The sequence below is a fragment of the Paenibacillus sp. DMB20 genome (genome assembly GCF_000987955.1).
Lineage (GTDB): Bacteria > Bacillota > Bacilli > Paenibacillales > Paenibacillaceae > Paenibacillus_AQ.
Map to the genome: position 1 here is coordinate 79,974 of NZ_LAZU01000029.1, position 14,325 is coordinate 94,298.

Annotated in this window: 12 protein-coding genes; 3 read left to right on the plus strand and 9 right to left on the minus strand. The window is 45.7% G+C overall.

All coding sequences use genetic code 11. From position 1 onward, the window contains the following. The first annotated feature begins 298 nt into the window (after window positions 1–298). Window positions 299–3,412, plus strand: coding sequence for a hybrid sensor histidine kinase/response regulator (locus XI25_RS14610; protein WP_200901434.1), 3,114 nt, complete (start codon window positions 299–301; stop codon window positions 3,410–3,412). Window positions 3,413–3,660: 248 nt separating this feature from the next. Here the strand turns inward: XI25_RS14610 and XI25_RS14615 are convergent, their stop codons facing one another. The 4 genes from XI25_RS14615 to XI25_RS14630 all read right to left on the minus strand — a co-directional run bounded on the left by XI25_RS14615 (window position 3,661) and on the right by XI25_RS14630 (window position 6,417). Beyond that, the gene (locus tag XI25_RS14615; protein ID WP_046679239.1) at window positions 3,661–4,083 is read right to left on the minus strand and encodes a DUF4259 domain-containing protein; all 423 of its coding nucleotides are present in this window, start codon (window positions 4,081–4,083) and stop codon (window positions 3,661–3,663) included. A gap of 166 nt (window positions 4,084–4,249) precedes the next feature. Next, complete coding sequence (locus XI25_RS14620; RefSeq protein WP_046679240.1) at window positions 4,250–4,789, minus strand: DinB family protein; 540 nt, start codon at window positions 4,787–4,789, stop codon at window positions 4,250–4,252. Window positions 4,790–4,856: 67 nt separating this feature from the next. Next, a complete protein-coding gene (locus tag XI25_RS14625) occupies window positions 4,857–5,804 on the minus strand; it encodes a helix-turn-helix transcriptional regulator (RefSeq protein ID WP_046679241.1) in 948 nt (315 codons plus the stop codon). Window positions 5,805–5,835: 31 nt separating this feature from the next. Next, window positions 5,836–6,417 carry a TetR/AcrR family transcriptional regulator gene (locus XI25_RS14630; protein ID WP_046679242.1) on the minus strand — a complete coding sequence of 194 codons (582 nt, stop codon included), beginning with the start codon at window positions 6,415–6,417 and terminating at the stop codon, window positions 5,836–5,838. Window positions 6,418–6,759: 342 nt separating this feature from the next. Between XI25_RS14630 and XI25_RS14635 the strand changes: the two genes are divergently transcribed. Continuing rightward, entirely contained in the window at window positions 6,760–7,962 is a 1,203-nt protein-coding gene (locus XI25_RS14635; protein WP_046679299.1) for an MFS transporter, read from the plus strand. Window positions 7,963–7,989: 27 nt separating this feature from the next. After that, window positions 7,990–9,051: an LLM class flavin-dependent oxidoreductase gene (locus XI25_RS14640; protein ID WP_046679300.1), complete on the plus strand. Its 1,062-nt coding sequence runs from the start codon at window positions 7,990–7,992 to the stop codon at window positions 9,049–9,051. Between the two features lie 257 nt (window positions 9,052–9,308). On the opposite strand, the gene XI25_RS14645 is transcribed toward XI25_RS14640, so the two are convergent. The 5 genes from XI25_RS14645 to XI25_RS14665 form a co-directional block, all read right to left on the minus strand. Further along, a complete protein-coding gene (locus tag XI25_RS14645; RefSeq protein WP_046679243.1) occupies window positions 9,309–10,412 on the minus strand; it encodes a glycerol dehydrogenase in 1,104 nt (367 codons plus the stop codon). Between the two features lie 86 nt (window positions 10,413–10,498). Then, window positions 10,499–11,398 carry a phosphotransferase gene (locus tag XI25_RS14650; RefSeq protein WP_160308920.1) on the minus strand — a complete coding sequence of 300 codons (900 nt, stop codon included), beginning with the start codon at window positions 11,396–11,398 and terminating at the stop codon, window positions 10,499–10,501. A 160-nt stretch (window positions 11,399–11,558) separates the two neighbouring features. Beyond that, a complete protein-coding gene (locus tag XI25_RS14655) occupies window positions 11,559–12,266 on the minus strand; it encodes a hypothetical protein (protein ID WP_052759612.1) in 708 nt (235 codons plus the stop codon). 44 nt (window positions 12,267–12,310) lie between these two features. Then, entirely contained in the window at window positions 12,311–13,246 is a 936-nt protein-coding gene (locus tag XI25_RS14660; RefSeq protein WP_046679245.1) for an ABC transporter permease, read from the minus strand. Next, complete coding sequence (locus tag XI25_RS14665; RefSeq protein WP_046679246.1) at window positions 13,243–14,154, minus strand: ABC transporter ATP-binding protein; 912 nt, start codon at window positions 14,152–14,154, stop codon at window positions 13,243–13,245. The genes XI25_RS14660 and XI25_RS14665 overlap by 4 nt, the downstream gene beginning before the upstream one ends. Window positions 14,155–14,325: the final 171 nt, after the last annotated feature.

Sequence of the window (14,325 nt, forward strand, 5' to 3'; positions counted from 1 at the left end):
GGCGCTGTTTCATCTGAATGATCATTTTATTATACCAATTTTAATATCTTGGACTATAAGGTTTTCGGCCATTAGGAAAATTCGAATATTAAAGTCTGCTAAGAAGGTAGGGCCGTATAATAGACACAAGGACACCTCTATCATCCGTTTCCCTTTCATGTTGGCTGTGGTAGATTATGGAATAGGACTTACTTGAATGTCATAGCGTGTAAGGGCTAATTACGAAATACTCACATGTGTAATATTAAAAATGATTAGGAGAGACTACTTCTTGGCAAATGCTCCCCCAAATTACCAAATGAAAAAGATCCATATTATATTATTACTAGGGCTCCTATTGGTTGTTTTATCCGGTATACGCATGTTGTGGACGGAGTCGTTTTCTGATCAAAAACAGGCGTCCATTCAAAATGGGCAATTCGATTTGCGTGCTTGGAATGCAGAAGATGGTGACGTTCTCTTGCTTGATGGGGAATGGGAGTTTTACCCTTCGTTATGGTTGACGGAGGGGAGACGGCAACAAGTATCAGGCGAGAATGAGCCGAGGCTTATTCAGGTTCCGGGAGGATGGAATGAAGCTTTTCATGCTGAAAAACCAACTCCGTATGGATTTGCTTCATATCGCTTGCGTATCTATGTAAATCCGGAAAAGGATCTTAATTATAGTATTCGTGTACCCAGCGTGCGCACTTCATCCGAATTATATATAAATGGCCGATTGCTTGCAAAATCCGGGCGGGTGGCAAAAACGAAGGATGGATATATTGCAAAAAACCTGCCTTATTCAACGACCTTTACGGCAGACGAAAACGGCGTCATCGAACTGGTGATTCAGGCGGCAAATTATGAGGATAGCCGAAGCAGCGGCATTATTCGGTCCATTAAATTCGGCTCAGAAGAAGCCGTTGCAAAGGAAATGAAATTTTCCGTTTCCATGCAGCTTCTGGGGGCCATTATATTTTTTATGCATTCCGTCTATGCGTTTATTTTGTTTTTACTGGGAAATCGGGAAAAGAAGCTGCTCTATTTTTCTTTGCTGACACTATGCGTAACGCTTCCAAGTCTATTAAGCAGTGATGAAAAGTTGTTCCACCAATTATTTTACATCGGCCTGGATTGGGATTTTCGGCTATCCAATGCTGCTTTCATGATTGGAGCCTATGCTTTGTTGGAGTGTACGAATCATCGTGATCTCCCTTTTTGGAGCAAGTTGTATCCTGTTTATGCTGCAATGAATTTAGGGACTGCCGGCATTACGATGTTTTTAGCTCCCAATCAGGTGATCGCGCTCTTCCCGGTTTATTTTCTATTGGGCTGCATTGCGGCAGTGGTCACGATGATTGCCATCTTTAAAAAAGTAATCAAGGATATAAAAAGCCACCTTTTACTGCTTTTTTCCATCCTTGCGTTGGTTCACCATTTTCTTTGGTCGTTAATCTGGCGGGAAAGCGGTTTGAGCGTTGTCCACTACCCGTTTGATCTGATTATTTCGATGGGGTGTTTAGCTTCTGTATGGTTCAAGGATTATTTTAACATGCATGCCAACACCAAGGAGCTTGCCGCAACATTGCAAAGAATGAATGACCATAAGGATCAATTCTTGGCAAACACTTCCCATGAATTTAAAAATCCGCTCCATAGCATGCTTAACATGTCGCAATCCGTTTTAAAAAGGGAACGGCATTTGTTGCAGGAAAGGAGCATCCAAGAGCTTGAGACGGTTTTATCCGTAGGACGTCGGCTGACATTCATATTAAACGATTTGATTGATGTGATGAGTTTACGGGAAGGCAATCCGCGTCTACGGAAAAAGGCCATATGGATTCAGCCCATCGTGACCGGCGTGCTCGACATGCTGCAATTTAACGCAGAAGTGAAGTCTGTAAAAATCGTCAATCAAATTCCCAGGGAGTTTCCTCCAGTCATGGCCGATGAGAACCGGGTTGTCCAGATCGTGTTCAATTTGCTGCATAATGCCGTGAAGTACACGAATGAAGGGGTCATTTCGATTCAAGCTTATGCAAAGGATGAAAGAGCTTGTATTGTAATTGCCGACACCGGGATCGGAATGGATGAGGACTTGCTTAAGCGCCTGTTCCGTCCGTATGAGCAAGCCAGCGCGAGCGAGACCATGATTGAAGGCGGCTTTGGGTTAGGTTTAAGCATAAGCAAGCAACTGGTTGAGCTTCATGGAGGTACGTTAGACGTATCTTCTGTTTTGGGAGAAGGCTCTAAATTCACATTTTCGCTAAAGCTAGCAGGTTTGGAAGCGGAGGAAGAGAAGGATGTTTCCGACTCATTCGAACCGTTGGTTTTGCAATCCATGCCGTTTCAAGAAGTCGCCATCGGTTTGGAAAACGAGGAAATCCCGCCGGCTGCAAATCAAACCACTTTTATTGAAAATATTCGTGATCGTCCGCTCCTATTAATCGTTGATGATGATCCTGTCAACCTTCAAGTGCTTGAAGCCATACTACCGCCAGACGAATATGACATCACGATGGTAACGAGCGGTAAGGAAGCGTTGGCTAAACTGGATACAAAGGAATGGGATCTGATTATCTCCGACGTTATGATGCCGCAGATGTCGGGTTATGAGCTGACGCGAAGGATTCGTGAGCGGTTTACGCTCACGGAGCTCCCTGTTTTGCTCCTTACCGCAAGAAGCCAACCGAAAGACATCCAAAGCGGCTTTTTGGCGGGAGCAAACGATTATGTGACAAAGCCGGTGGAAGCACTAGAAATAAGATCGCGGATCGAGGCGCTAACGACGATTAAACAAATCGTTCGGGAACAATTGCAATTGGAAGCTGCATGGCTGCAAGCGCAAATCCAGCCTCATTTTTTATTCAATGCATTAAATGCGGTAACGGCTTTAAGCGACATTAATTTGGATAAGATGCGCAATTTGCTTGATGAGCTCAGCAACTTTTTGAGGAATAAATTTAAATTCCAAAATACGGATGGACTTGTTCCGATCGAAGAGGAGTTAAGTCTAGTGCGATCTTATCTATATATTGAAAAGGTTCGGTTTGAAGAAAGGCTGCAGGTTGTTTGGGAGGTAGACGACTACGAGGAATTAAAAATCCCATTTCTTTCGATCCAGCCTTTAGTCGAGAATGCGATAAGGCATGGCGTTATGAAGCGCACCCGCGGGGGAAACATTTTTATTCGGGTTTCCGTCTTTAAAACGCATGCAGAGATAACGGTTGAAGACGACGGGGTCGGAATGGACGAAGTCCAATTGCAACGAATATTAGAAAGGAAAACCGATAGCCGGTCAGGAGTCGGATTGATCAATACGGATCAGCGATTAAAACGGCATTTTGGAACAGGACTTCATATCAAAAGTTTGTTAGGTAAAGGGACAAAGGTAACTTTTCATGTACGCAACAACAGGTCAGGAAGCTAGGGTAAAAGAAACAGAGGCATTTATTTTTGCCAGCGCTAATCGCGAGATCGTTCTTCCCTGGTTGCTGGCCGCGAAAGGGCACGAATATCTTCAGGAGTTCGGTTTGTATCATGCGGCTATCTAAAAAGATCTCACATATTAGATATGCCTAATATGTGAGATCTTTTGTTTTTTTCATAGGCAGGGCATACAATACCAAGGTAGGGCCGTTGTAGCGGTGGCATCCCGGCGTTTTATTATTCCAGCATTTATAGCCGCTTCGACAAAATACGAACTACATTTTCCATATGTTTCATCCAGTCCGAATCTCCGTCCCTCAATTTATATAGCTCGCGTTCTCCGCCTTTATTATCCAGCACCTGCTGTACCAATTGCTTCAACTCGAGCAGATCCTCTTTTTCCCAGACAATCTCCTTCAGACCACTCAATTTCTCGTACTGGGTTTTGCCGTTTTCGATATAGGCGCATACAATTTCAGCGAGAGCAATGGCCGTATTATCATAAAGGAAATCCTCCTCTTCCGGATCTTCCGAGAGCAAACCCAACGCTCTGAAATGAGTTATCAGATCCTTCAACTTGACGGACTTGCGGTCCATTGCATATTCGCTTAACGCATCAAGAACATCAAGCCCCTCGTCGCTTTCCAGCGATGCTGTTCCCCATGATCCCATCGTATTTCTCACCTTTCTTTTTATATTTCTACCATCTTAGCATGACTTGGATGAAAATTGCTCCATTTCCCAGTTCTCCTTTTCATTAAAGCTCCTTGAAAGTAGACGCCAATCCAGTAACGGGTCTGTTCTCCCGTAATATCCATTTCTGCGTAAGCTTCTATACTCAAAGCTCCTCTCCCAAAAGCTGTTTCAAACGCTTCAGCTGCCTCAAGTGATGACGGTAATGCATTTCAACGAGCAAAAACCATTCCTTTGCATTAAGGGCCCCGAGTCTTGGATGAGGGACCGTACTTTGGGCAGATGCTTCTTCAAGAGATGGTTGAACTTCGTTCATTCGCCGGATTACCAAGGCTAGTCCTTGGATCAACTCCTCTTTGGTTTCGGGCTGTTCCGGCGTATATTGAGGAGATGGCGGAACATGAATGCGTATAGGGGGAAAACTCCCTTGTTCAAATACGGCTGTGCCCTCTTTGGTCTTTGCCGTTATGGTGGTTGCAGAGTCGTTGCTTTGCGCCAGACATTGCTCAATATTGCGGAGCTGCATATGCAGCGCGGATTGAATCAAATGCTGGTACATCTGCCCGATCGACCACTCGCTTTCCGCCTTCTGAAACCTCAACTGCTCTATGCTGAAACCATCTAATTCATGCAGATAGTGAGTCACCGTTCCTTCAAATCGTTGTAAAGCTTCAGCTGCATCCATCTCGTTTCAACAACTCCTTTAATATGGTTTAAACGCATCATACAAAAACGCTACTGACAACGTTATGTCAGTAGCGTTTTAACATATTTTCCGCTTCATTTCGGATTTGGTTACGGAAGGATTCAGGCTCAAGTACAACGATGCCCGATCCCCAACCGAGCACCCAATGCAGCAATTCCTCTGTTCGGCGTACGCGAAGAACCATATGCAGACCATCTTCGCGTTCCTCTGCGGCCTCCATATAAAAGTTATTCGATTCCATGACCCTGTCCGCCATATCAGGATGGACAAGAATCCGAACGGTCAGGCGACGGTCATCTATGGGCCTATAATTCTCCAATTTGAAATCAGGCAGTATCTCGTAGTTTTCTTCCAACACCGAAAGGTCCGTCATGCGGGAAACCCGGAAGTGGCGAATGTCCTGCCGGAGTTCGCACCATGCGATTAATGCCCATGAGCTTTGAACAAATACCAAACCGTATGGGGCTGCGGTTCTTTGGCTGTGCCTGCTGCCGCTGCTGTCGGGAATGTTTTTCAGATAATCAAATTTCAACTTTCGCCTTTGCAGGATGGCATGCCGGATCGCTTTCATGTAATCCTTCTCTTTTCCTGATACGGTATCTTTATCAGGTAAGATCAGCCGCATGGTTTGGCGTATTCTCGCTGCTTCATGGCGGACATTTTCCGGGAGAACGGCCTCAATTTTGTTGCGGGAAGACAACGCTCTTAGGCCATAGTCTTTATCAAATCTCTGTTCTATGAAATCCGTTCCTAGCAGCAGCGTTACGGCTTCTTCCGCCGTAAAGCGGACTGGAGGCAAGAAGTACCCCTCCATCAACGAATACCCTTGTCCCGGGGCACCGATCACAGGTACTCCCGCCTCGCAGAGCGCTTGTATATCCCGGTAAATGGTCCTGATGCTCGTCTCAAAAGTGTCGGCCAAATCCTCAGCCCTCACAAGTTTTTTTCGCTGAAGCTCAAGAACGATGGCTAGCAAACGGTCTGTCTTGTTCAAAGCCGTACCTCCTTAATGAGTCCCGGGTTCATTACTTGAGCAGTGTAAGTGTCATCTCAATCGAATGATCAATAAATGATCGCTCCGGTCGGGACTTCAGCATGACCGTTAGCCCAATTAACGATAGGAGCAGGGCCTGTGACACAGCCTTCGCATTTTCCCCAATCATGAGCTCACCCGATTCTATACCCCGTTCTATGGTTTCTTGAAATATCACCGACAGGTACATCTGATGTTCCCTTGTAAGAATTTCAAATTTCTCATCATGAGGTGCAAGTTCGACCATTGTATTGATGCAAAAGCATCCTTTTCTAGGGCCTTCAGCATATTCATCATCAACCACGCTTTCAAAAAAAGCGCGAAATGCTTCTTTTACCGATGGATTGCTTTGAAGCTGAGCCCGGATATGAGAAGCACGGGTCTTCGTGTATTTGCGCAGCGCGGCTTCGAACAATTCCTTTTTGCCTCCAAAAGCTGAGTATAGACTGGGACGTTGAATACCCATTCTCGACGTTAAATCGCTTAATGAGGTAGCCTCATATCCCTTCTCCCAAAATAGTTGCATAGCTGCTTCTAATACTTTCTCTTCGTCAAATTCGCGGATTCGTCCCATAGTCAATCCCTCACGTTACTTTTGTTTTCTTCTGAACGGCTCAATGCTTCTGATTATATGCAACAGATTCAGCCTTCATTTACGTACCAATTAGTATGATATTATTTTATAATTACTCGTTTTCATTGTCAAATTAAGGCTGTTTTATTTTGCGGATTAAGATTAATTTGTTGACATTGCCCATTTTTAGGAGTTATATTTACTGAGAATTATAACGTACCGATTGGTACATTATAATTCGGTGTTTAAAATTTATAGAAATAGGATGTGAACAAAGTGAAGGAGGCTAAAGTAAAAGCGGCAGTTCATGCTGAGCTAAGGGAGAATTCCTCACCGCCGGCGATGGTCGTCTCTGATTCAGCTCAGGGTTCTCTGATGTCCCGTTATGTAACGCTATTGTTTGCGGTTATCTGCGGAATGTCCGTTGCCAATATCTACTTCGCACAACCCATACTCGATGATCTGTCGAGTGAGTTCAGTATTGACCATTCAACCATTGGCATTCTCATCACCATCACTCAGGTCTTTTATGCAGCGGGATTGCTGCTGCTGGTGCCGCTTGGAGATCTCCTGAACCAGCGCCGACTGATTATGGGTCAGATGCTATTATCCATGATAGCTCTGGTTATAGTTGGCACTGCCTCCTCCAGCATGGCGCTATTCGCAGGTATGGCTTTGGTGGGACTGCTTGCCGTTGTAACGCAGACTCTTGTGGCGTTCGCGGCGACGATGGCTGCCCCTGCCGAACGGGGACGCGTCGTGGGCATGGTGACAAGCGGAATTGTGATTGGCATACTTCTTGCCAGGTCCATTGCAGGAATATTAACCGATCTTGCGGGTTGGCGTTCCATATATCTGGTCTCTGCTGCGGTGCTGTTTCTCATGGTTTGTGTATTAATTAAGGTTTTGCCAAAAGTGGAACGCAGGGTAAAATCACTGTCCTATCTCCACCTGCTTAAATCGGTGTTTATGTTGTTCGCACAAGAACGAATATTACGCATCCGTGCCATTTTGGCGCTGCTGATTTTTACTGATTTCAGCATTTTGTGGACTTCGCTGGTACTGCCTCTTAGCGCGCCGCCATTATCCCTTTCGCACACTGCCATTGGGTTGTTTGGTCTCGTGGGGGTTGCCGGAGCGTTAGCCGCAGCGCGTGCGGGGAAGCTGGCCGATCGGGGTTACGGTCAGAGAACGACGGGCTTGTCTTTGATGCTGTTGTTGATATCCTGGCTGCTGATCAACCGTATGGAACAGTCGCTGTTTGTATTGGCCCTTGGCATTATTCTTCTTGATTTGGCGGTGCAGGCCGTTCATGTCACTAATCAAAGCATGATCTTGGCATTACATACGGAAGCGCGCAGTCGGCTCACTGCCGGGTACATGATTTTCTATTCCATCGGCAGTGCGACGGGCTCTATCGCTTCGACCCATGTATATGCATTCTATGGCTGGGACGGAGTCTGCTTGCTTGGAGCCTCTGTTAGTGCTGTAGCTCTTCTGTTTTGGGTTATGACCAGGCGCGCTACGGCTGCTGCATTACAATAAAGATTTTTTAGAATAGGAGAGATGATCGTGGAGATAGGGATTACTTCGTTTGTAGAAACAAAACCGGACGTTCAAACGGGTGAAGTGATGAGCCACGCACAGCGATTGCGTGAAGTTGTTGAGGAAATTGTCCTTGCTGATCAAGTGGGACTTGATGTGTTTGGCGTAGGTGAGCATCATCGGAAGGATTATGCGGCATCTTCGCCAGCACTTGTGTTGTCTGCGGCTGCATCACAGACGAAACGGATTCGGCTGACTAGTGCAGTGACGGTGCTTTCTTCAGCTGATCCGGTGCGCGTTTTTCAGGATTTCGCTACGCTGGACGGCATTTCAAATGGACGTGCGGAGATTATGGCGGGCCGGGGTTCCTTTATCGAATCTTTTCCACTGTTTGGCTATGACTTGGATGACTATGATGAGCTGTTTGAAGAACATTTGGAATTGCTCCTTAAAATACGGGAGTCCGAAAAAGTAACCTGGAAGGGCAGGCATCGGCCAGCGATTAACCATTTGGGCGTGTATCCACGGCCCGTTCAGAATCCTTTGCCGATATGGATCGGCAGCGGGGGCAGACAGGAGTCTGCTATCCGTGCAGGTCTGTTAGGACTGCCACTGATGCTGGCGATCATCGGTGGGAAACCGACGGATTTTACAATGCTTGTGCAGCTTTATAAAAAAGCAGCGGCGCATGCTGGTCATGACGAATCGCGGCTTAAGGTCGGGTCGCACTCGATAGGATTTGTTGGAGAGAATACGGAACGAGCTGCAGATACATTTTTTCCTTCTACCATGGCAGGGATGAACAGATTGGGCAAGGAACGGGGCTGGGCGCATTATGATCGTTCCAGCTACGATGCAGCGCGCAGCTTTGAAGGTGCGCTGTATGTCGGCGATCCCGAGACCGTTGCCCAGAAGATCATTCACCTTCGCAAAAATGTAGGCGTTACGCGCTTTATGCTGTATGTTCCGTTAAGCACAATGCCGCATGCCCAGGTGATGAGAGCCATTGAGCTGCTAGGAACAGAGGTAGCGCCCCGAGTTCGGGAGGAAATAACCAAGTGGGAAGCTGAGGCGGGGATAAGATCATAATTCAATGATAGGAGTGATTCGAATGGATTTTGAAAGGTCTAATATGATTTGTAGGAGGCAAGGGATGCATCCATGAGCATTTCGCTCAGGCAGAAGAAGTTTATCACTCCCTCATGGTGGGAATTCATGGTTTCAATAAAAATAGCCAGTCGCCGGATCATCTCCGGTAGACTGGCTATTTAGACTTGTATGCTGTCTTGATCCCTGCTTCCCCATGGGGCGCTTTTCATTCACACGCCGCTGCTAAATTTCTTCCACTAATCGTGGTAATATTCTGCCAATGCGTTTGCGGCAATGATGGCCTGATACACATCATCGGGAGTGACCGGATGCGGCATGTTACCCATCGTGTCTCCTTCAGCACATGCGTCTTCCGCTACTTTTCGCCACTCTTCCTCTTTAAATTCGTCAAGACCAAGGTCTTTTAAGGTTAACGGCAAACCCACTTCTTTGATAAAATGAATAACCGTTTCAATTTCCTCTGTCGGCGCGCTTTCTAAAACAAGCTGCGTTAATAAACCGAAAACTACTTTTTCGCCATGCTGCGCATGATGCAGGGATGGAACAGCGGTCATTCCATTGTGGATCGCATGAGCAGCCGCTAAACCGCCGGATTCGGCACCAACACCGCTCAAATAAATGGTAGCCTCGATCGTTTTTTCGACGGCTGGAGTAGAAATTCCTTGATCAACTGCTATTTTGGCTTGAAGGCCATATTCCAGAATGGTGTCATAGCACATTTTCGCAATACCTAAACCAGCTAGAGATGGCTTTAAATTAACGAGGTTATTTCCATTTTTCTGGTAACATGCACGTGCCTCGAAATAAGTCGCAAGAGCATCCCCAATCCCGGCTACAAAAAAACGGGTCGGAGCACTTGCCAAAATATCGGCATCTGCCAATACCACGTCCGGATTTTCCGGCAAGAAGAGATAGCGATCAAATGAGCCGTCCGAATTGTAAATGACGGAAAGTGCGGTACATGGTGCATCTGTTGAAGCAATGGTCGGGAATATAACGACAGGCAAATGTGCGTAATAAGCGGCAGCTTTAGCTGTATCTAATGTTTTTCCGCCGCCAATACCAACAATGACGTTGGCACCTGATTTTTTAACCCCTTCACAATGTCGATCAATTTCCTCTTGGGTAATTTGGTAGTTGAATTTTACAAATTCGCTTTGATGTCCGGCTTTTTCAAATGATTTTCCTGCTTCTTTATGTGCACGGTCCAGAATGAATTCATCACATATAACATAAGCATGGTCACCGTAAATACCGGAATATATCGATAATTCGTTTAACAAATGGTGACCCACTATAAATTTCTTGGGCGATGTAACTGACTTTACTGATTTTCCCAATCCATCCGCGCTCCTTTGATTTGAAATTCTTGGATATTATCCACTCCGAGTGAAGTTAATATGCAAAAATTTATAGCGTGAACAGATCAGGCCATTTCGTGGTATAGATTTTCGACCTCCTGCAGCAGATCCGGTATCCAAGTTTCCGATTCAGGAATGATTTCTGTCCCGCCATAAACAAGCCAATGCAATGTCTTGATCAGCCAGCATAAACCGCCAATGCGCAGCTCCCAGTCCAGATGGTCCATATCGAAAGCAGCTATTTCGAGGTATGCGGAGGCCATATCTTCTTTCGATACCTGACTCCAAGCTTGCGCTTCCCCAATCAAGCAATATAAATCACCAAGATGAGGGCTTAAATAGGATATGGACCAATCAATCGGCATAACGCCATTGTCTTGGATCAGAAGATTCTTTGCATGATAATCATGATGAACGATGGTGGCGGGTACCGTTTGATAGAGTTTTTCCAAGTGACGGGGAAATACTGCCTTAACATTAAATAGGGCTTTGTTTTCCGCTAACTTTTTCGATTTCAAAAGATCGTCCAGCAGATCCAGGAATTTTTTCGCTGAAACGGAGTAGGTGTTAATGATCTTCTTAGGAAGCGTCTTTTCCAAGTTGGATGCTGCTTTCGTTCTTAATCTTGCCAATTCCCTTGCAGCCTCCAGGAAATAAGCCGGTTGCGGATTTTCTTCCAAATTTTCTTTTCCCGCATCTTCCATAATCATGACTCCGCTGTCCTTAAACTGCACATATTCAAAAATCTGCGGGGCTTTGATTTGCAGCGGAAGCACTAAATCTCGGTATATCCCAGCTTCGCCGGCCATCTCACGACCACCCCATTTGATAATGCGTGATTCGCCTGTAGTAAGCTTTATCCTGTAGACTTCAGAAAGAGTCCATTTTCTTAATAACGACCATTCAGCAACCTCATTCAGCAAAGGTATCTTGTAGCAATAATCTGAAAAGCATGTTGGAATCATTCTGTTTTTCCCTCCCGCACTATTTTCGTACGGAATAGATTTTTTCATATATGGCAGGGAAAATATAGACTTATAATTCTCTTTTTGATATGATGTTGAATGAGGTCTTGAAAAATTTCAGGACTCTTTTTTTATGCATGAATATCGTGATTCATTGCCATTATTTGTTCTGAAAGATCTTGCCTTTTACCTCGCCGATTTTGATTTTTCCGTTACCAGATTGCTTAATGGTCGCATTTTTCATCACGTGATCAATATCCAGGCTGCCATCTCCGACATGTACCTCGGCTGAACCATCTACGCGATCGATCTGAATACGTCCATTGATATTGTTAATGGTTACATCCGAACCGATATCGTGAACAGTCATGTTACCATCACGATTATCGATTTCAAGGGATCCGGACAGGTTCGATACTTGAATATCACCATTGATATTGTCAATCTTGGCACTGGATGATACATCAGCGATTCGAATATTGCCGTCACGATGTGAAGTAATGTCCACCTGAAGTTGTTTCGGGATTTTGATTACCAGATCGACCGCTCCCGACCCCATAGCAAGGAATTGCCCTCCAAACCGTGCATCCAAATAAGCGTTTTCTTTCCGTGCTTCCAGTGTAAACTTCAATTTATCCATACTGATTCCTTTGGCTTTGGCCAGAGCAACCACTTCAATCTTATCCGAATCCGCGCTGCCTGTAATCTGAATTTCGCCATTCCGATGGTCGATGACGAGTTTGGATAAATCGTTTGCGGGTAATTCCAGGGTCTTTTTCTCCGATTCTTCTTTTGCTTGGCAGGCCGTAATCAACAGCAATAACGCCGCTAAAAACATCATACCCTGTACTATTTTCGTTCTTTTCATATATATCACCATTTTCTTAATGTGATTGTTAAATAGGTTTGCTTTTAGACTACATCGCGCTTTATAAACAAGGGGTAAGACATCAAATGCATGATTGCGAGATGGAGTACGATAAATACAAGGGAAAATCCTAACGTTACCCCATCAACAGAAGGATTTCCGTATAGGAACGGTGTCAGGTCAGTGTGGGAGAAGACGAAGTATTTCGTCCAAGCCCAGCCGTCCATCGCAATCGCGATAATAAACCCGGTCAAAGAAACAAGCAGAGAAATCACGATGGAGAAGGTCGTGCTGCGAAAAGCAGCGGAAATCATGAAAGCGAGCGTAGTTGCGATCAGCAAGAATGGAATATTAAGAACATATCCTGCTAGTAAGGCTTGCAGCGTGGGTACTTCCCTTACAGCTTGGTCTTTGACGTAGAAATAGCCGTCCGCTAATCCATCGAAACCGAATATGAAACCTCCAAGAAGGATGGACGCGAGTATCCCGGCCGCGGATAACAGCAGACCGAACAGAATGGCGGCAACGTACTTGGACAGATAGATTTTGGTTCGGCTCACCGAACGGGTCAACAGCAGCTTGATCGTGCCGGATACGAATTCGGCGGCAACGATTTCGCCGGCGATAATGACGGAAATCAAAGATGCGGCAAAAATGATATTCCGTACCTGACTTACTGAAAAGCTCCATGCATTAGTACTAGGCGGAATATTTTGATCTAAATAGTATTGGTTCAGTATGATGTGTTTCTCGGCCTGTGCAATTTCAATTTTGAGCGCATCCGGCTTGGCAGCTTCCTTGCTGAATTGCACATTTTCCTGTTCCAGCTGTGTTCTCCAATTGTCGCTCGCAGTAACGCTTCCGGCTGTCTTCAAATTCACGATTTGAAGCAGCACGTATAACAGAACGATGGCAATCATCACCCACGTACGCTTTCGTTTATAAATCTTCATGTTTTCATTGCGAATGAATGGAATCAATGGTTTTCTCCTCCTGTTACCTCCATGAACTTGTCTTCCAGCGTCTTCTTGATCGTGTTCACGCCATACACATCGATCCCGGCCTCCATTAGCTTTCGGCTAATCTCCGGAATATGCGCTTTGGCGATACTGATTTGAATGTGGCGTTGATCGGCCGTTATTTCATCGCCGGCCATGATCGCTTGCAGGATCTGTATCGCTAAATCCGGCCGGTCGACCTCGAATCGGACTTGGGTTCGTTCGTCGTCCGCCATATCCGATATGTTATGAACGCCAACCAGCTTCCCTTTTTGCAAAATCGCTACGCGGTCGCACATCATTTCCATCTCGGACATGAGGTGGCTGGAGATCATAATGCCTACTCCTTCTTTGTGAGCCAGATGCTTCAAGTGGCCTCTCAGCTCGCGGATACCAGCCGGATCGAGTCCGTTGGTCGGTTCATCGAGGACAAGCAGGGAAGGCTTATGGACGAGAACGACGGCAAGGCCTAACCGCTGCCGCATGCCTAAAGAGTAGGTGGCCACTTTATCGTTGATGCTGTCCTCCAATCCAACGAGAGCAATGACTTCCCGGATCCTCGCCTCTGTCACGCCTGGCGTCATGCGGGAGAAGTGAATCAAATTGTCATAACCTGATAAATATTTGTATAAATCCGGATTTTCCACGATGACGCCAACGTGTTTCATGGCTTGTTCAAAGTGTGCATGAGTATCCGTACCGTCAATCACCACTTGGCCCCCCGATTTGGACATGAGGCCGACGATCATCCGAATCGTCGTCGTTTTTCCTGCTCCGTTCGGACCGAGGAGTCCCAGGATTTCCCCCTTTTCCATATCCAGCGTTACTTGATCGACAATGACCTTGTTTCCTATCTTTTTTGTGAGATCGCGAATTTGCAGCAGCGACAATCCATACAACTCCTTTTATTAGCATTTGGAATGAGATATAATTTTCCGTATTCTAGAGGATTCATCTCAGGCCATCCTCAACGTAACAGAACGGTTGTCATAAAGCCGAGTGACAAGGAATCATGACCTTGCATGACAAGAAAAATCGGGCTTGTTCAGGCTGATTTGCCG

Excerpts from the sequence above, each read along its gene's own strand:
- XI25_RS14615 (WP_046679239.1), bottom strand. The coding sequence starts at position 4,083 with ATGGGATCATGGGGAACAGCATCGCTGGAAAGCGACGAGGGGCTTGAT.
- XI25_RS14650 (WP_160308920.1), bottom strand. The coding sequence starts at position 11,398 with ATGATTCCAACATGCTTTTCAGATTATTGCTACAAGATACCTTTGCTG.
- XI25_RS14655 (WP_052759612.1), bottom strand. The coding sequence starts at position 12,266 with ATGAAAAGAACGAAAATAGTACAGGGTATGATGTTTTTAGCGGCGTTA.
- XI25_RS14635 (WP_046679299.1), top strand. The coding sequence starts at position 6,760 with ATGGTCGTCTCTGATTCAGCTCAGGGTTCTCTGATGTCCCGTTATGTA.
- XI25_RS14630 (WP_046679242.1), bottom strand. The coding sequence starts at position 6,417 with ATGGGACGAATCCGCGAATTTGACGAAGAGAAAGTATTAGAAGCAGCT.
- XI25_RS14620 (WP_046679240.1), bottom strand. The coding sequence starts at position 4,789 with ATGGATGCAGCTGAAGCTTTACAACGATTTGAAGGAACGGTGACTCAC.
- XI25_RS14610 (WP_200901434.1), top strand. The coding sequence starts at position 299 with ATGAAAAAGATCCATATTATATTATTACTAGGGCTCCTATTGGTTGTT.